The following is a 17,453-nucleotide window of genomic DNA, read 5'->3' as shown; positions in this document are numbered from 1 at the left end:
CGGAAGGCCGAGCAGGCCGGCAAGCATCTCGGCCGAGTAAGTCTCCTCCGTGCTCATGAGCTCACCGCCGGGACGACGTGGATGGCGCACTCGCCGAACGCGAACGGGTCATGGCAGTGGGTCCCGACACGGGCCTCGAACACCGCTCCCGCCATGCCGATCGCGTCCGACAGGACACGCTCGCGGAAGCGCTCGAGGGCCTCGTCGTCGAAGGCCGGCTGGGCCGGGTCGTAGTACTCCTTGCGCTTCGTGCCTGCCGACACGACGATGAGCTTCGCGCCACCGCTCAGCAGCCCCTCCGTACCGGCGATCGCGCCGGACGCCAGCGCGAGCTGGTAGGCGCCGAGCTGCGCCATGTCGGCGACCTCCCGGTCCTGTCTCGGCGCCGAGCTGCCGGTCTTGAGGTCGGCGATCACGACGCGCCGTGTCCCGTCGGTGTCGGGCACGAGCTCGACGCGGTCGATCGAGCCGCCGAGCACGGCCGCGCCGCCCAGCTCACCGATGGGGATGCGGAGGCTGAACCGGCTCTCGTTGCCGATCGAGGTCACGCCCGCCCGCTCCGCGTCGTGGAGGTACGCCGACAGCCGGTGGACGAGTTCCGCCGCACGCCGTTTCGTCGCCGCGCCCTCCCAGTCCGCTTCGAAGTGGAGTTCGTCCCAGCGGTCCTCCACCGCTGCCCAGAGCGCGGCCTCGTCGGAGGACTCCGCGTGCTCGAGCGCGGCGTGCACGATCGTGCCGAGCCCGGAGGCGAACCCGGAGGCACCGCCGCCCAGTCGGGCGATCGCCCAGTGCAGCGGGCACTCCTCGAAGGCCTCCATGCGGGACGGGGAGACCGGCAGCTCCTCGACGGCGGGGTCGTGCAGCGGTGCCGTCGAGCTCGGTGCGGCCACGCCGTACCACTCCTCGGTCGGGGCGCCGGGTACTCCCGCTGTCGCGAGGATGGCCAGGGCCGAGGCGGACGCGGCACGCTCGGCAGGGTCCGCGGGGCGGATCCGGCGAGTGAGCGAGCGACGCAGGGTGCCGACGAGGCCGCGGAGCGACAGGGGCGACAGGGACGCCCGGTGCGGATCGGGTTCCGGGAGCAGCGTGAGGAACGGGCTCGCCTGGTGGTCGTCGTCGACGACCGCGACCACCATGAGCGACCGGTGCGCACGGGAGGTCGCCTGGGCGAAGAGTCGGAGCTCGTCGTGGAGGACCGCGCGTCGTGCGTCCGCTGTCGCCGTGGCCGTGCCCTCCAGCAGCTCCACGAGCTCCGAGGCGCCGAGCAGTGAGTCGCGGACCCGCAGGTTGGGCCACACGCCGTCCTGCATGCCGGCGACGACGACCGTGTCGAACGCGGTACCGACCAGGGCGGCGGGCGTCGCGATCGTGACCGCCTCCCGGAGGCCGGTCGGCGCGAGGGAGTCGTCGCCGACCGTCTGTTCGAGCAGGCGGTCGAGGAAGACGGAGGCCGGGGTGTCGGGCTCCGCCTCGACGAAGGTCCGTGCCGCGTCGGCCAGCTGGGTGATCGCGTCGAGGTCGCGGTTCGCCTCCTCGGCGGCCTGACCGCTGCCCTTCGACAGCGAGACCCAGGAGCGCTCGAGTCTGCTCCGCGACCAGAGGCCGTAGACGAGTTCCTCGGCGGACGCGCCCGCCGCTGCCTGCGCGCTCGCCTCGGCGAGGCTGTCGGCGAGTGAGCGGGCGCGGGCGGCGGAGGGCGTCTCGAGTCCGATGAGTGCACCGGGGACGGCGAACGCCTCCTCCAGCAGGCGGTCCGCGCTGCGGTCGAGGCCCTCAGCGAGATCGGCGTGGCGGAGCGCGGCCCGGAGTCGCCTGACCCCGATCGAGTCCAGTCCGCCGAGCGCGCTGTGGAGGAGTTCGGTCACGACCTCGGCGTCGAGCGGCGTCCGCCCGAGCGCCACCGACATGGCGAGGAGGACCGACCTGACGAACGGGTGGTCGCGCAGCGGTGCTCCGCCGGTGCTCGCCCGGGTGGGCACCTCGAGGGAGGACAAACCCCGTTCGATCGCCGGGATCAGCCCGCCGCTGCGGACGACCACCGCCATGTCGGCCCACGCGACACCGTCGAGGACGTGGCGCTCGCGGAGGAAGCGTGCGACGACCGCGATCTGCTCGGCCGGGGAACCGGCCGCCACGGTGACGACGGAGTGCTCGGGCGTCTCCGCGTCATCGACCGGTGGCGCGGCCGTGCGATGGAGTCCGGCGCCGGCCGTGCCGATGCGCTCGGCGACGCCGCGGACCGTCGCCCGGATGTCCGGTGTCCCGCGGTGGACCTGCTCGAGCACGAGCGTGTCCACCGGGCGGCCGAGCACCTCGGCGAACCGCCCGAGGGCGTCGGCACGGGCACCGTGGAAGGCACCCGTCGTGAGGTCGGGGTCGCCGAACGCGACGATCGCGACCCCGTGTCGGGCGAGCGCGGCGAACAGCTGCAGGACGCCGTGGGTCGCCTCCTGGGCGTCGTCCACGAAGACCACCCGCAGGCTGCGGAGCACGCCCGTCCCCGGTTCCTGTTCGTCGAGGAGCCGGACGGCGCGGGCGAGGGCCGCCGCGGGCGTGAGGTGTCCGCGCCAGTCGTCGGCGAGGAACCCCTCGATGAAGCCCGCGGACGCGACCCACTCCGGACGCCCGTGCTCGGTACCGAGCCGACGTAGCTCGGCTGGCGCGACGTCGTGTTCGACGCTGCGTTCCATGAGGTTCCGGAGCTCGGTGCGGAACCCCTGCAGGCGCCTGACCTCGGGACCGAGCTCCGCTGGCCACAGCGGACCGGTCGCGTCCTGTTCGTCGCCGAGGAGTCGCTCGGCGATGGTCTGGTCCTGCTCGCCGCCCGTCAGCAACCGCGGTCGTCCTGAACCGGCGAACGCCCCGGAGCCCGCGATGACCTCGAGGGCGAGGGAGATGGCGGTGCGCGCCAGGGATCCGGGTGTGGCGCGCGCGACCCGTGCCTCGAGGCGGTCGCGGAGGACCTGCGCCGACGACCGGGAGGAGGCGATGACGAGCACCTCGTCGGTGCGCAGGCCGCGCGAGTGCACGCGTTCCGCCACCGCTTCGATGAGCGTGGTGGTCTTGCCCGTGCCGGGAGCCCCCAGTACGACGGCGGACCGGTCGTCCGCGAGCCGCAGCACGGCGTCCTGCGAGTCGTCGAGCCGGACACCCATGCCGACAGCCGGGTCGCCGGCGGGCGCGCGGCCCGCGTCACGGACCGCACCCGTCGGATCGTCGGAGGCGTCGGGAACGGTCATGGTCCGCACGTTACCGGAGGCTCCCGACATCACCGCGACGGCCGACCGGCGTTCCGCTGTTCGCTGACAGCAGCCGACCCGCGCCGGTCGGAGGACCACGACTCCCGTAGTCTTGCCCTACGCAACCGAAAGGCACTCAAGGTGGAAATTCGCATCGGAATCCTCAACAGCCCTCGCGAGATCGGCTTCGAGACCTCGCAGCCGGCGTCGGAGATCGAACAGGCGGTCAAGACCGCGCTCGAGACGGACGCCAAGCTGCTCGCACTCAAGGACGACAAGGGCACCAGCTACCTCATCCCGACCGCGGGCATCGGCTACGTCGAGCTCGGAACCGAGGAGTCCCGCCGCATCGGATTCGTCGGCTGACCATGGAACTCCTCTTCGTCGTGCTCGGCGGCGCCATCCTCGGTCTCGCCGTCCGCTACCTCCTGCCCGGCCGCGACCAGCACGGCGCAGCCCTCATCCCGGCGGTCGCGACGCTCGTCGCCGCCGTGGTCTGGGTCGCGGCGACGTGGGCCGGCATGGCGTGGGACGGCGGCTGGATCTGGGTGCTCGCCTTCGGCGCGTCCGTCATCGTGAGTGTGGTGGTCGACCTCGTGCTCGTCCGCGTCCGCACCTCGTCGGACGAGGCGATGCTGACCCGCTTGCAGCAGGGCGTCGCCGCCTGACCCGAGGCGCTCGATCGATCGACGCCGTCGCTCCAGCCGGAGCGGCGGCGTCGTCGTGTCGGAGGGGACGACCGGTCAGGCCGTGAGCCCGAGCGCGTCCATCCGTCTGGTGTGGTTCGCGATGAGCTCCGTGTAGACCGGTTCGACCCGGGCGTCGTCCGGCAGCGCCTTGCTCTCGGTCACGAGGGCCGACCTGGCGACGAGCATGGTGTCGCCGAGCAACCGGCGGCCCCACATCGCGAGCGTCGAAGCGCGCTCCGGATGCGATGCGATCACCCGGTGCAGGATCCCGACGAGCGGGTCCTCCTCGGGACCGGGGGCGACGATGGCAGCCAGATCCCGGGCGTCCGCTCCGTCCAGGCCGCGTGCGAGCTGCGCGAAGAACTCGTCGAGGAAGCCCCGCGCCACGAGGACGCCCAGCAGGAGTTCGTCCCAGGTACCGGTTCGCAGGATCGCCTGGAACTCGTCCCGCGTGCGTGCGTAGGGTTCGAGCACGGCGCCCGGGTCGTCGCTCGTCCTCCGGAGCCACGCGAGCAGCGCCTGGTGCTTGCGCAGCGCCGTGGCGGCGGCCTCTGCGAGCGTCTCCCGATCGGCGTCGTTCGGAGCGTGCTCGACGGCGAACGACAGCGTCATGAAGAACCCGAGCTGCAGCTGCGCCACCTGACCGAGGTAGTCCGCGGTGCTGGGCGCGAGCTCGTGGAGGTCGACGCGGGTCGCCTGGACGGCGTCCTCCCGCGAGCGCAGACGAGGCGTCTGCGTGCCGGGACGCCGACGTCGTGCAAACCAACGAGCCATGCGACCACCCTATCCGCAGCACGCCGATCGCCGTGTCCCGCGCGCCCAGCGGCCTCTCGGGACCTCCCGGGTAGAATAGCCGTGCCCCGGCGTCGGATCGGGGCCCTACACCTGTGTGCAATCGAAGGTGTAGACCATGACTGCACTGACAGGTATCTCCGTGACTTTCTCTGATCTCGGTGTCGACCAGGACATCGTCGACGCCCTCACGTCCAAGGGCATCATCGAACCATTCCCCATCCAGGAGCAGACGATCCCCCTCGGGCTCGCCGGCCAGGACATCATCGGCCAGGCCAAGACGGGCACGGGCAAGACCTTCGGGTTCGGCATCCCGATCGTCCAGCGCCTCGGCCTCGACCCGGCTCCCGGCGTCAAGACCCTCGTCGTCGTCCCGACCCGTGAGCTCGCCGTCCAGGTGTCCGAGGACATCGAGATCCTCATCTCGAACCGCTCCACGACGCTCGTCTCCATCTACGGTGGCAAGGCCTACGAGGGGCAGATCGAGCAGCTGAAGGCCGGCGCCCAGATCGTCGTCGGAACGCCCGGCCGTCTCATCGACCTCAACAACCAGCGTCTCCTCGACCTCTCGGGCATCACCGAGATGGTGCTCGACGAGGCCGACAAGATGCTCGACCTCGGCTTCCTCGCCGACATCGAGAAGCTCTTCTCCAAGACCCCAGCCGCGCGTCACACGATGCTGTTCTCGGCGACCATGCCCGGTCCGATCGTGGCCCTGGCCCGCCGCTTCATGAGCAAGCCGATCCACATCCGGGCGAGCGACCCCGACGAGGGGCTCACGCAGGCCAACATCAAGCACCTCATCTACCGCGCGCACTCGCTCGACAAGGACGAGGTGATCTCGCGCATCCTGCAGGCCGAGGGTCGCGGCAAGACCGTGATCTTCACGCGGACCAAGCGTGCCGCCGCGAAGCTCGTCGAGGAACTGACCGACCGCGGGTTCAACGCCGCGGCGGTGCACGGCGACCTGAACCAGGAGCAGCGCGAGCGGGCGATGGCGTCGTTCAAGGCTGGCAAACGCGACGTCCTGATCGCCACCGACGTCGCCGCCCGTGGCATCGACGTCGACGACGTCACCCACGTCATCAACCACACGATCCCCGAGGACGAGAAGACGTACCTCCACCGCGTCGGCCGTACCGGTCGTGCCGGGAAGACGGGTATCGCCGTCACGTTCGTCGACTGGGACGACCTCCACAAGTGGGCGCTCATCAACCGCGCCCTCGAGTTCGGCCAGCCGGAGCCGACGGAGACCTACTCCTCGAGCCCGCACCTGTTCACCGACCTCGGGATCGCCGAAGGCACGAAGGGCCGACTGAAGCCCGCCAAGGCCGTCGAGCCCGCTCCGCGACGCGAGGGTTCGCGGAGCGCAGGCGGACGCGACGGTTCCCGGACCGGCGGTGGACGCGACGGTTCGCGGACCAGCGGCGGTCGCGGTGGTGAGCGCGGCGGACGCGGAGGCGACCGCACCCAGCCGACCAGCACCCGGCTCGAGTCCCAGCCGAGCACCCGCGCCCACTCGCGGACGCACGACGCCGCCTCGACCGACACCGTCGACCGCAGCGCGCCTGCGGCAGGCACACACGACGGCCACGGTCCGGAGCACCGCGACGGCAACAGCGCTCCCCGCCGTCGGAGCCGGACGCGCCGCACCGCACCCCCGGCACCGACGGCGTAGATCCACCACGCAGAACGCCCGCACCCTTCCGGATGCGGGCGTTCCGCATGTCGCGAGCGCTGCGCTCGGAGCCGGACGCTCCGTGAGCACGTCGACAGGCTCAGTGACCGGAAGAGGTTCGACGGGAACTCCCGACGCGCCGCGGGTCAGTCGGGCAGGACGGGCGCCGAGCCGGTGGCCTCGCCCACGATGCGCCGGACCACGTCGATGTCCGTGGTGTTCTCGCCGAGGCGGTTCGGCTTACCGGTGCCGTGATAGTCGCTCGAGCCGGTAGCGACGAGGCCCAGCTCTGAGGCGATCCGGCGCACGACGACCTTGCCCTCCTCGGTGTTCTCGCGGTGCTCGATCTCGAGCCCGAACAGACCCGCATCGGCGAGCTCGCGGAAGTACGGCTCGGGCAGCATCCGGTCGCGACCGGCCGGGACCGGGTGGGCGATCACCGGGACACCACCGGCGGCGCGGACGAGCTTGACCGCCGTGAGCGGGTCGGGCGCGTAGTGCGGCGCGTAGTACCCGGTGCGCGGATGCAGGATGCCGTCGAAGGCTTCACCACGGTCGGCCACGATCCCGAGGGCGACGAGGGCGTCGGCGATGTGGGGCCGGCCGACAGTCGCGCCTTCGCGGGTCTGCGCGAGGACGTCCGACCAGGACAGCGGGTAGTCGTCACCGATGCGTGCCACGATGCCTTCGGCCCGCCGGAGCCGGGACTCCCGGATCTTCGCGGTCTCCTGGAGCAGGTCGCCGTTCAGCGGATCGATGAGGTACGCGAGCAGGTGCACACTCCGCCACTCGTAGCGGGTGCTCAGTTCCATTCCGGGGAGTAGCGTGATGCCCTGGCGACGCGACTCGACGGCCGCCTCGGCCCAGCCGGCGGTGGAGTCGTGGTCGGTGAGGGCGATCGTGCCGAGCCCTGCGGCACCGGCAGCGCGCATCAGCTGCGTCGGCGTCTCCGTGCCGTCCGAGACGCTCGAGTGCGTGTGCAGATCGGCGGGGCCGTGCATGTCTCGAGCGCTCACCACGCTTCCACCCTAGTCGCAGGTCCCGCCCCGAGGACTCCCAGACCGCTCGCCTACGCTGACGCGGGTGCTGAAGACCGTCGGTGGCGTCATCGCGGCCGTGCTCGCGATCGCGACCACGGCCCTGCTGGTCGTGGCCGTCCTCCCCGGTCTGTTCGGTCTCGAACAGGCCCAGGTCGTCGTCCAACTGAGCGCGTTCCGCCTCGTCGTGGCGATCGCCGCCGCCGGCGGCGCCCTCCTCTGCCTCGTGACGACGATCCTGGTCCGGGGATCCCTCCGCGTGCTCCCCGCCTTCCTGGCGGTCGTCCTCGCCGCGGTCTCGGTCACCGGCGCCGTCGTCACCGCCAACCGCGGGGTCGACGATCAGATGGTCGCCGGTGAGGCGACCGATCTCGCGGATCAGGTCACGGTCCTCGCCTGGAACACCCTCGGCGACGCCGTCGACCCCGGGACGATCGCGGCGATCGCGGTGCGTGAGGGCGCCGACGTCGTCGCCCTCCCGGAGACCTCGTCCGACACCGCGGCGGTCGTCGCCGCCACGATGACCGCCGCCGGACGGCCGATGGTGGCGCATTCGACCACCGCCGACGCAGGAGGGACGAGCCTCCTCATCAGCACCGGACTCGGCGAGTACGCGGTCCGCGTACCGACGGCGACCGGGCCGACCGCCATCGAACGCTCGGAGACCCTCATCGCCGATCCGGTCCTCGGTCGCGGACCGACCCTCGTCGCCGTCCACACCACGGCCCCACTGCCGAGTCGGCTCGACGACTGGCGCTCGGAACTCGCCGATCTCGCCGACCGCTGCACCGACGACGCGGACATGATCATGGCCGGTGACTTCAACGCGACGCTCGACCACCTCGCCGGACTGCGCGGCGTCGGCGACCTGGGCGCATGCCACGACGCCGCCGCGGCCGACGCGGCAGCCGGGCTCGGTACCTGGCCGACCGAGCTCCCGGCGGTCCTCGGCGCGCCGATCGACCATGTCATGGCGTCACCGGGATGGGTCACCGTGTCGGCTCGCGTGCTCACCGACGTCGACGGCACCGGCAGCGATCACCGGCCCGTGGTCGCGACGCTGCTCCCCCGCACGGCGGGCTGAGCGACGGGCACCTGTCGCCACCGCAGTGCGACAATGGGGGCATGGCGACTTCCGCAGACACATCCAGTTCGAACACCGTCCAGACCGAGGCGACCTCCAACCGGGCGGCCGCCTGGTCCGAGGGCTTCCGTGCCTTCATCGGCACCGGGTGGGCGGACCGCCCCGAGGTCCTGCCGGAGCCGCGGGAGACCGCCGGCCTGGCAGCGGCTCGTCGTGAACGCCTGTCCGCTCAGTTCCCCGGTCAGCGTCTCGTCCTCCCCGCGGGCGGGATGAAGCAGCGGTCGAACGACACCGACTACCTGTACCGGGCGCACTCCGCCTTCTCGTACTACACCGGCTGGGCGGCCGACACCGAGCCCGACAGCGTCCTCGTGCTCGATCCCGAGGGGTCCGGCCACACCGCGACGCTGTACTTCCGAGAGCGAGCGGGCCGCGACACCGACGAGTTCTACACGAACGCCGCGATCGGCGAGTTCTGGATCGGTGCGCGTCCGTCGCTCGCCCAGGTGGCGGCCGACCTCGCGGTCACGACCGCCGACCTCTCGGCGTTCACGGCCGACGCCGCCGATCTCACGGTCGACGTCGACGACGAGCTGACGCGCGCCGTGTCGGAGATGCGCCTCGTGAAGGACGCCTACGAGATCGCGCAGATGCGTCTCGCCGTCGACGCGACCGCGCGCGGCTTCGACGACGTCATCGCCGAACTCCCGAAGATCCTCGCTCACGAGCGCGGCGAGCGCATCGTCGAGGGCGTCTTCGCCGGGCGGGCTCGCGCCGATGGGAACGGCGTCGGGTACGAGACCATCGCCGCCGCCGGACCGCACGCCTGCATCCTCCACTGGACACGCAACGACGGACGGGTCGTCCCGGGCGACCTCATCCTCATCGACGCCGGCGTCGAGCTCGACAGCTACTACACCGCCGACATCACCCGCACGCTCCCGGTGTCCGGCACGTTCACCGAGGTCCAGCGCAGGGTCTACGAAGCCGTCCGCGAGGCGGCCGACGAGGCCTTCGCCATCGTCCGCCCCGGCATCCGGTTCCGCGAGGTGCACGCGGCCGCGATGGCGGTCATCGCACGCAAGACCGCCGAGTGGGGCCTGCTCCCCGTCACCGCTGAGGAAGCGCTCCTGAAGGAGAACGAGCAGCACCGGCGGTACATGGTGCACGGGACGAGCCACCACCTCGGCACCGACGTGCACGACTGCGCCCAGGCACGTCGCGAGATGTACGCCGACGCCGTGATCGAGCCAGGCATGGTCTTCACCATCGAGCCCGGCCTCTACTTCCAGGTCGACGACCTCACGGTCCCCGAGGAGTACCGCGGCATCGGCGTCCGGATCGAGGACGACATCCTCGTCACCGAGGACGGCGCGGAGAACCTCTCCGCCGGCATCCCGCGCACCGCGGACGAGGTCGAGGCCTGGCTCGCGCGCTGAGCCCGTCCGTCGGGCGACGGCTCGGAGCCTGACGCGGCTGGATCAGCCCGCGTCGGACTCCGGGCCGCGCTCCAGGAGGTTGCGTGCACGGTTCGCGAGCTCACCGCCGACGATGAGGTCGTAGCGCGTCGCGACGACGAGCGTGGCCGAGGTGTACTCCTGCCGCTTGCGGGTCACCGAGTACGACACGATGCCGAACAGCATGCCGAACGCGGCACCCATGAGCACCGCGGCACCGAGCAGCATGAGGTTCGTCTCGGGGTTGAAGATGACGAGGACGAGCCCGAGGAACAGTCCGAGCCAGGCACCGCTGACCGCACCGGCTCCCGCAGCACGGCCGTAGCTGAGGCGACCGGTGACGCGTTCGACGCTCTTGAGATCGCTGCCGACGATCGAGATCTCCTTGACCGGGAAATCGGTGTGGGCGAGCGACGAGATCGCGGCCTGCGCGGACTCGTAGCTCTCGTAGCTGGCCACCGTCTCGCCTCGCGGGATGACGCCGAGCGCCGGGGCGCCCTTCCGGCCGAACTGTCGCGGATCACTCATACCTCCATCCTCTCACCCCGCCCGGAGCGGGCACTCCAGGCCGACCACCGGCGGGTAGGTTAGTAGTCGTGAGTGCAACCAGAGTGTTCGTCGCCAGGCTCGCCGGGTGCACCGTCTTCGACCCCGCGGGCGATCGTGTCGGCAAGGTCAGGGACGTGCTCGTCGTCTACCGCACCGGCAAACCACCGCGGGTCGTCGGCCTCATCGTCGAGATCCCCGGCAAGCGCCGCGTGTTCGTCTCGATCGGCCGCGTGACGAGCATCGGTGCCGGGCAGATCATCACCACGGGACTCATCAACGTCCGCCGGTTCGAGCAGCGCGGTGGCGAGGTACGCGTGATCGCCGAACTCTTCGGCCGACGTGTCGTCTTCCGGACCACCGGCGAGGAGGCGACGATCGAGGATGTCGCCATCGAGGAGCAGGGGCCCGGCGAGTGGCAGGTGTCGCAGCTGTTCGTCCGCCGCCCGAAGACCACCGCCTCCCCCTTCGTGAAGGGCCCGACGACCTTCGCCACCTGGAACGAGCTGCGCGAGGAGCAGGAACTCGGCGAGGCGCAGTCCGCCGAGCAGCTCATCGCGACCTACGCCGACCTGAAACCGGCCGACCTCGCGAACACGCTCCTCGACCTCCCGCGCGACCGGATGATCGAGGTCGCTGAGGAGCTGTCCGACGACCGACTCGCGGACGTGCTCGAGGAGATGCCCGAGACCGACCAGGTGCAGATCCTCGGCCAGCTCGACGACGACCGCGCGGCTGACGTCCTCGACCAGATGCAGCCCGACGACGCCGCCGACCTCATCGCCCAGCTCCCCGAGGATCGCGGAGAGCACCTCCTCGAGCTCATGGAACCGGAGGAGGCGGAGGACGTCCGCATGCTGCTCCGGTTCGACCCGGAGACCGCGGGTGGTCTCATGACGACCGAGCCGATCATCCTCTCCGCCGACGCCACCGTCGCGGAGGCCCTCGCGTCGATCCGCCGCTCCGAGCTGGCTCCCGCGCTGGCCGCAGGCGTGTGCATCACTCTGCCGCCGTACGAGTCGCCCACCGGACGCTTCCTCGGGATGGTGCACTTCCAGCGCATGCTCCGATACCCGCCGCACGAGCGCCTCGGCACGCTGCTCGATCAGAGCCTCGACCCGGTGGGCGTCCGTACCTCCGCCGCCGAGGTCTCGCGGATCCTCGCCAGCTACAACCTCGTCCAGGTGCCCGTCGTCGACGAACAGCACCGCCTGCTCGGGGTCGTGACGATCGACGACGTGCTCGACTACCTGCTCCCCGACGACTGGCGCAGCATCGACGAGAACGACGAACTCCCGCCGTCGGAACAGCGGCTCGGATCGAACGGAAGGAGGGCAGGTCGTGGCACGAGCTCCCCGCAATGAGATCAGGCTCGACGCTCCGAAGGGACTTCGCAGTTCCGTGCGGTCCATCCGCCGCGCGCCGGCCTCGCGCGACCGCTTCGGCCGCTTCACGGAGTGGATCGCCCGGGCGATGGGCACCCCGTGGTTCCTGCTCGGCCTCACGCTCTTCGTCATCCTCTGGATCGGCTGGAACACCTACGGACCGCTCTCCCTCCGGTTCGACTCCGTCGACATCGGTTTCGTCGCCCTGACGCTCGTGCTCTCCCTCCAGGCCTCCTACGCGGCGCCGCTCATCCTGCTCGCCCAGAACCGCCAGGACGACCGCGACCGCGTGCAGATCGAGCAGGATCGGCAGCGGTCCGAACGGAACCTCGCCGACACCGAGTACCTCGCCCGTGAGGTCGTCGCGTTGCGCCTGGCCCTCAAGGACATGGCGTCGAAGGACTTCATCCGCGCCGAACTGCGCTCCCTGCTCGAGGAACTCGATCGGGATCGCGCCGACCAGCCCGAACACGACGGGCCCGAGCGTCGGCGTGGCTGACGCCGACGCGGCCGACACCGGCCTCGCCGAGCGGATCAGGACCGCTCTCGCCCGCGTCATCGACCCCGAGATCCGCAAACCGATCACCGAACTCGACATGGTCGGCCCGATCACGGTGGACGACGACGGTGCGGCCGACGTCACGATCAAGCTCACGATCGTCGGCTGCCCGGCAGCGGCGAGCATCGAGCGCGACGTGCGTGAGGCCACCGCGGCGACCCCCGGGGTCACGAGCGTCGCGGTCGACGTCCAGGTGATGTCGACGGCGGAGCGTCAAGCGCTCACGGAGCGCCTGCGAGGCGGCCGGAGCGCCCGTGGCATCCCGTTCGGCCCGGACTCACTGACCCGTGTGTACGCCGTGACGAGCGGCAAAGGCGGTGTCGGGAAGTCGACGGTGACCGCGAACCTGGCCGTCGCACTCGCCGCCAGTGGTCTGCGGGTCGGCCTGGTCGACGCGGACGTCCACGGGTTCTCCATCCCGGGGCTCCTCGGCCTGGTCGAGGACGGCGTGGCCGTCAAACCGACGCAGGTCGGCGACATGATCCTGCCACCGGTCGCCCACGGCGTGAAGGTCGTCTCGATCGGCATGTTCATCGACGCACCGACGGACGGCACCACCGCCGTCGCCGTCGCCTGGCGCGGACCGATGCTCCACCGCACCATCCAGCAGTTCCTGACCGACGTGTTCTTCGGCGACCTCGACGTCCTGCTCCTCGACCTCCCGCCCGGCACCGGGGACGTCGCCATCTCCATCGGCCAGCTGCTCCCCCACGCCGAGGTGCTCGTCGTCACGACACCGCAGCCGGCCGCCGCCGAGGTCGCCGAGCGCAGCGGCGTGGTTGCGCGCCAGACCGGGCAGCGCGTCCACGGCGTCATCGAGAACATGGCGGGTCTCCCCCAGTCCGACGGCAGCATCCTGCAGCTGTTCGGCTCAGGGGGTGGCGAGGCGCTCGCAGCGCGGTTGTCGATCGGCCAGGACGCACCGGTACCGCTCCTCGCCTCGGTCCCGCTCAGCGTCCCGCTTCGGGAAGGTGGAGATGCCGGGCTGCCGATCGTGCTCTCGGATTCGACGGATCCCGCGGCCGCCGAGATCCTCCGGCTGGCCGGACAGCTCGCTGCCAGACCGCGTGGCCTCGCCGGTCGCCGTCTCGGCGTCAGCACGAACTGAGCCGTCCGGGTCGGACGCGTGCGACCGAAGCGGACTCAGGTGGCTTCGAGGTCGAACGGGGGCGCGGCGGTCTCCCCGGCTGCGAGTCGGCGCAGGCGCTCGTCGGTCGCCGCCTGGATCGACTTCGGTTTCTCGAGCGACGGAACGGCTGCAGCGGCGGCCGCGGGAGCCGCGTCGAGCGGAGCGGTCGTCGCGACCGTCGGCGCCACCGGGGGCTCGTCGTCGAGGAGCGCCTCGCGGATGATGCGCCTCGGATCGTACTGACGTGGGTCGAGCTTCTTCCAGTCGACCTCGTCGAACTCCGGCCCCATCTCCTCGCGCATCCGGTCCTTGGCACCGGAGGCGAGGTCGCGGAGGGTGCGGACGAGTCGCGCCAGTTGCGAGGCGTAGTACGGCAGCCGTTCCGGACCCAGCAGGAACACGGCGATGACCCCGATGATGAGGAGTTTGTCGAAGGTCAGACCGAACACGACATCAGACTACCGCGCGAGCCTCAGCTGTCGGAGCAGTTCCAGGCCATACGCTGGGATCCGGAGGCAAGGTGTCAGAACACAATCTCAACTGGAAGTACGCGGGCGACGTGGTCGTCGAGAGCGCGGCGATGCTCACGGCCCGCGCTCACGCGCACGAACTGGGTGTCGAACCGATCTCCCCGGCGATCGGCGCGCAGATCGCGGTGGTGGCCGCGGCCACCCGCGCGGAGTCCATCGTCGAGGTGGGGACCGGCACCGGCGTCTCCGGGCTCTGGCTGCTCCGAGGCGCCACGAGCGCGGTGCTGACGTCCATCGACACCGAGATCGTGCACCAGCAGCAGGCACGCGCGGCGTTCACGGAGGCCGGCATCACGACCAACCGCATCCGCCTCATCACCGGCAGCGCACTCGACGTCCTTCCGCGGATGAACGAGAACTCCTACGACCTCGTCCTCGTCGACGGCGACCCGGGATCGGTGATCGAGTACGTCGAGCACGGACTCCGTTTGGTGCGTCCCGGCGGCACCGTGCTCGTCCCGCATGCGCTCTGGCGAGGTCGCGTGGCCGATCCGGCTCAGCGGGACGAGACCACAGGACTGTTCCGCTCGCTCGTCCAGGAGATCTCCGCGTCCGACGCGGTCGTCAGCGCCCTGTCCCCCGCCGGCGACGGCCTCCTGCAGATCACCAAACCCAACCTCTGAGCGCTCCGCACGACGACGAACCGGCCGCCATCCTGACTCTGCGAGCAGTGATGACGGCCGGTTCTCAGCTCATGCGGCGTCGGTGACGGGGATCAGCCCGCGCTCACCACACCCGCGAGTGCATCATGCAGTTCTTGAGCCTCTGCGTCGTTGACCGACACGACGAGACGCCCTCCCCCTTCAAGAGGCACTCGCACGATGATGAGCCGACCCTCCTTCACGGCCTCCATTGGCCCGTCTCCGGTGCGTGGCTTCATTGCGGCCATGCGAGTCCCCTCTCGTTGTTCGACTGACCCCCATTATCTCGTATCACGGGGGCTCGTGATAATCCTGAGCGCGGCGAGGCGCAGGATGACGCCCGATCCGCGCTCAGGGAATGGTCCAATACGCGTTCGCGAGGCCGTACATGACGAAGATCCAACACCACTGCAGCGCCAGCGAGACGATGACGACGCCGCCGCGGTACCAGCGGTTCCGTGGGACGGCGACCGCACCGAGGAGCGGGAAGACCGGGACGAGCAGCCGGAAGACACTCGTCTGCGGGAAGAACACCGCGAAGAGGTAGAGGAGGTACGACCCCACCCACAACCGGAGGTCGGCTCCGAGCCGACGCACCGGCGGGAGGAACAGGAGCACGACGGAGCCGACGAAGACCGCTACGACGACGGCGATGCCCGGACCATCTCCGAACCAGAACTGGCCGCCCTGGATCCAGGCGGAGAACGGGACGAGGGGTTGCTCCCCGATGAAGGCGGCCCGCCACGCCAGCTCCGTCTCGAGGTAGGCCTCCGGCGTCCCGGTGACGAGGCCGGCGATGACCATCCACGCGAATCCGGCGACGGCGGCGAGTGCCCCGCCCGCGAGGATGAGGACGACCTCGCGGCGCCCCAGCGGGTCGCGGTGTCGCGTGACGATCCGCACGATGAGATGGAGGCCCAGCAGGAGCGAGAAGGCCAGGACTCCGGGGCGGGTGAACGCCATGACCGGGATGACCGTGAGGAGCCAGCCGTACCGGCGCGTCACGAGCAGGAGCAGCGCGAGCGTCAGCAGCAGCAGGAACATCGATTCGGCGTAGGCGACCTGGAACAGGGCGCTGAGCGGGGCGATGCAGAACAGCACGACGGCGAACATCGCCCGTTCATCGCCGAGGCGGATGCGCAGGAGCCGGTGGAACAGCAGGGCCGCCCCCAGGCCACAGCACAGCGAGACGATCACGGCCATGACCGGCCACGGCAGGAAGGTGACGACCGAGAGCGCCTTCACGACCCCCGGATAGACCGGCATGAACGCCCACGCGTTCTCCGCGACCCGGCCGGCGTCGTCGAGCGGCAGCTGGGTCGGGTAGCCGTACGTCGCGATCCACCAGTACCACTGTCCGTCCCAGCCGGCGGCGAGCGTCCCCAGCGAGGGGAACGCGCCGAACCGGGAGTCCGGCGCCTGCAGCAGACTCGCGACCGCGAACATCACGGTCGTCACCAGGCGCGACGACACGTACACGATGACGATCCGCCCCCACCAGGGCAGGCGGGCCCAGCGCCGGAGCACCGACGGCCGCTCCTCGACCTCGGTCGAGTGGGCCGCGTCAGCGACCATCGGGCCCGGTCAGCCAGGCACGGAGCCCGCGCTCGCAGTCCTCGATGTGCGCGAGCGGGACGCGTTCGTCGTCGGCATGGGCGAGGAGCGGGTCACCCGGTCCGTAGTTGACGGCGGGGACGCCGAGTGCGGAGAAGCGTGCGACGTCCGTCCAGCCGTACTTCGGGGCCGGTGTGCCGCCGACCGCGGCCAGGAAGTCCTGGGCGATCGGCGCGTCGAGCCCGGGACGAGCGCCCTCCGCGACGTCCGTCTGCACGACCTCGAAGCCGGAGAAGAGTTCCTCGAGGTGGGCGAGCGCCTCGGCACCCGTCCGGCTCGGAGCGAAGCGGTAGTTCACCTCGACGGTGACGAGGTCGGGGATCACGTTCCCGGCGACGCCGCCGGTGATCCCGACCGCGTTGACGCCCTCGCGATAGACGAGCCCGTCGACCTCGACCTCCCGTGGCGTGTACGAGGCGAGTGTCGCGAGGACCGGGGAGATCGCGTGGATGGCGTTGACGCCGACCCAGCTCCTGGCCGCGTGCGACCGCTTGCCGTGGGCACTCACGTGGACGCGGAGCGTTCCGTTGCAGCCGCCCTCGACGCCGGCGTTGCTCGGCTCGCCGAGGATCGCGAAGTCGCCGACGAACAGGTCGGGACGGTTCCGCGCGAGACGACCGAGGCCGTTGAGGTCGGATGCGACCTCCTCGTTGTCGTACCACATCCAGGTGATGTCGACGACGGGATCGGTGAGCTCAGCCGCGAGCTTCAGCTGGACCGCGACGCCGCCCTTCATGTCGACCGTCCCCGACCCCAGAGCACCGCCTCGCCGTCGCGCTCCTCGAACCGGGTCGGGACGTTGCCGTTGATCGGGACGGTGTCGATGTGTCCGGCGATGATGACCCGCTGGGCACGTCCGAGCGAGGTGGAAGCGACGACCGTGTCGCCGTCGCGCACGATCGTCAGGTGCTCGAGCCCCTCGAGCGACGCCTCGATCGCGTCGGCGATGCGGGCCTCATCCCCCGAGACGGAGGCGATGTCGCACAGCTGCTGGGTGAGTTCCACCGAGGAGACGGACAGGTCGAGTACGGGGACTTCGGCTGGCATGGCACCAGTGTATTGGCCGTCGGCCT

Annotated in this window: 16 protein-coding genes and 1 pseudogene; 9 read left to right on the top strand and 8 right to left on the bottom strand. The window is 70.8% G+C overall.

Features of this window, described 5'->3' with window-relative positions:
* Positions 1 to 53: 53 nt before the first annotated feature.
* The gene (locus BWO91_RS07440; protein ID WP_240555716.1) at positions 54 to 3,239 is read right to left on the bottom strand and encodes a UrvD/REP family ATP-dependent DNA helicase; all 3,186 of its coding nucleotides are present in this window, start codon (positions 3,237 to 3,239) and stop codon (positions 54 to 56) included.
* A 141-nt stretch (positions 3,240 to 3,380) separates the two neighbouring features.
* Here BWO91_RS07440 and BWO91_RS07435 point away from each other — a divergent pair, with 141 nt between their 5' ends.
* Together BWO91_RS07435 and BWO91_RS07430 are read left to right on the top strand one after the other, a co-directional pair.
* Positions 3,381 to 3,605 (top strand): DUF3107 domain-containing protein, encoded by a 225-nt coding sequence (locus BWO91_RS07435; RefSeq protein WP_064296179.1) that lies wholly within the window; start codon positions 3,381 to 3,383, stop codon positions 3,603 to 3,605.
* A gap of 2 nt (positions 3,606 to 3,607) precedes the next feature.
* Positions 3,608 to 3,907, top strand: a complete 300-nt coding sequence (locus tag BWO91_RS07430; RefSeq protein WP_064296178.1) for a hypothetical protein — start codon at positions 3,608 to 3,610, stop codon at positions 3,905 to 3,907.
* A 75-nt stretch (positions 3,908 to 3,982) separates the two neighbouring features.
* Here the strand turns inward: BWO91_RS07430 and BWO91_RS07425 are convergent, their stop codons facing one another.
* Positions 3,983 to 4,702, bottom strand: a complete 720-nt coding sequence (locus BWO91_RS07425; RefSeq protein WP_079002134.1) for a ferritin-like fold-containing protein — start codon at positions 4,700 to 4,702, stop codon at positions 3,983 to 3,985.
* A gap of 136 nt (positions 4,703 to 4,838) precedes the next feature.
* Between BWO91_RS07425 and BWO91_RS07420 the strand changes: the two genes are divergently transcribed.
* On the top strand, positions 4,839 to 6,398 hold the full coding sequence (locus BWO91_RS07420; RefSeq protein ID WP_197479085.1) for a DEAD/DEAH box helicase: 1,560 nt from the start codon (positions 4,839 to 4,841) through the stop codon (positions 6,396 to 6,398).
* A 146-nt stretch (positions 6,399 to 6,544) separates the two neighbouring features.
* Here the strand turns inward: BWO91_RS07420 and BWO91_RS07415 are convergent, their stop codons facing one another.
* Positions 6,545 to 7,399 (bottom strand): PHP domain-containing protein, encoded by an 855-nt coding sequence (locus BWO91_RS07415; RefSeq protein ID WP_064296175.1) that lies wholly within the window; start codon positions 7,397 to 7,399, stop codon positions 6,545 to 6,547.
* 82 nt (positions 7,400 to 7,481) lie between these two features.
* Here BWO91_RS07415 and BWO91_RS07410 point away from each other — a divergent pair, with 82 nt between their 5' ends.
* Both BWO91_RS07410 and BWO91_RS07405 read left to right on the top strand, forming a co-directional pair.
* Positions 7,482 to 8,519: an endonuclease/exonuclease/phosphatase family protein gene (locus BWO91_RS07410; RefSeq protein ID WP_079002132.1), complete on the top strand. Its 1,038-nt coding sequence runs from the start codon at positions 7,482 to 7,484 to the stop codon at positions 8,517 to 8,519.
* Between the two features lie 41 nt (positions 8,520 to 8,560).
* A complete protein-coding gene (locus BWO91_RS07405) occupies positions 8,561 to 9,958 on the top strand; it encodes an aminopeptidase P family protein (RefSeq protein WP_064296173.1) in 1,398 nt (465 codons plus the stop codon).
* A 42-nt stretch (positions 9,959 to 10,000) separates the two neighbouring features.
* Here the strand turns inward: BWO91_RS07405 and BWO91_RS07400 are convergent, their stop codons facing one another.
* Entirely contained in the window at positions 10,001 to 10,504 is a 504-nt protein-coding gene (locus BWO91_RS07400) for a general stress protein (RefSeq protein ID WP_071261021.1), read from the bottom strand.
* Between the two features lie 68 nt (positions 10,505 to 10,572).
* On the opposite strand from BWO91_RS07400, the gene BWO91_RS07395 reads away from it, so the two are divergent.
* The 3 genes from BWO91_RS07395 to BWO91_RS07385 are packed head-to-tail and all read left to right on the top strand — an operon-like array spanning position 10,573 to position 13,574.
* Positions 10,573 to 11,886 carry a magnesium transporter MgtE N-terminal domain-containing protein gene (locus tag BWO91_RS07395; RefSeq protein WP_064296171.1) on the top strand — a complete coding sequence of 438 codons (1,314 nt, stop codon included), beginning with the start codon at positions 10,573 to 10,575 and terminating at the stop codon, positions 11,884 to 11,886.
* Positions 11,864 to 12,406 carry a DUF1003 domain-containing protein gene (locus tag BWO91_RS07390; protein ID WP_079002130.1) on the top strand — a complete coding sequence of 181 codons (543 nt, stop codon included), beginning with the start codon at positions 11,864 to 11,866 and terminating at the stop codon, positions 12,404 to 12,406. The genes BWO91_RS07395 and BWO91_RS07390 overlap by 23 nt, the downstream gene beginning before the upstream one ends.
* Entirely contained in the window at positions 12,399 to 13,574 is a 1,176-nt protein-coding gene (locus BWO91_RS07385; protein WP_079002127.1) for an Mrp/NBP35 family ATP-binding protein, read from the top strand. The genes BWO91_RS07390 and BWO91_RS07385 overlap by 8 nt, the downstream gene beginning before the upstream one ends.
* A gap of 35 nt (positions 13,575 to 13,609) precedes the next feature.
* Here the strand turns inward: BWO91_RS07385 and BWO91_RS07380 are convergent, their stop codons facing one another.
* The gene (locus BWO91_RS07380; protein WP_079002125.1) at positions 13,610 to 14,044 is read right to left on the bottom strand and encodes a Sec-independent protein translocase TatB; all 435 of its coding nucleotides are present in this window, start codon (positions 14,042 to 14,044) and stop codon (positions 13,610 to 13,612) included.
* A gap of 71 nt (positions 14,045 to 14,115) precedes the next feature.
* Here BWO91_RS07380 and BWO91_RS07375 point away from each other — a divergent pair, with 71 nt between their 5' ends.
* Positions 14,116 to 14,748: an O-methyltransferase gene (locus BWO91_RS07375; RefSeq protein ID WP_064296167.1), complete on the top strand. Its 633-nt coding sequence runs from the start codon at positions 14,116 to 14,118 to the stop codon at positions 14,746 to 14,748.
* A gap of 92 nt (positions 14,749 to 14,840) precedes the next feature.
* Here the strand turns inward: BWO91_RS07375 and BWO91_RS07370 are convergent, their stop codons facing one another.
* The 3 genes and pseudogenes from BWO91_RS07370 to dapE form a co-directional block, all read right to left on the bottom strand.
* The gene (locus BWO91_RS07370; protein ID WP_079002123.1) at positions 14,841 to 15,014 is read right to left on the bottom strand and encodes a DUF3117 domain-containing protein; all 174 of its coding nucleotides are present in this window, start codon (positions 15,012 to 15,014) and stop codon (positions 14,841 to 14,843) included.
* Positions 15,015 to 15,117: 103 nt separating this feature from the next.
* Complete coding sequence (locus tag BWO91_RS07365; RefSeq protein WP_079002120.1) at positions 15,118 to 16,341, bottom strand: hypothetical protein; 1,224 nt, start codon at positions 16,339 to 16,341, stop codon at positions 15,118 to 15,120.
* Positions 16,331 to 17,427 (bottom strand): annotated as a pseudogene (gene dapE / locus BWO91_RS07360) (succinyl-diaminopimelate desuccinylase). Before dapE ends, BWO91_RS07365 begins: the two are co-directional and overlap by 11 nt.
* Positions 17,428 to 17,453: the final 26 nt, after the last annotated feature.

The sequence above is a fragment of the Plantibacter flavus genome (genome assembly GCF_002024505.1).
Lineage (GTDB): Bacteria > Actinomycetota > Actinomycetes > Actinomycetales > Microbacteriaceae > Plantibacter > Plantibacter flavus_A.
Note: the sequence above shows the minus strand (reverse complement) of the source record. Positions and strands in the feature narration are given on the sequence as shown.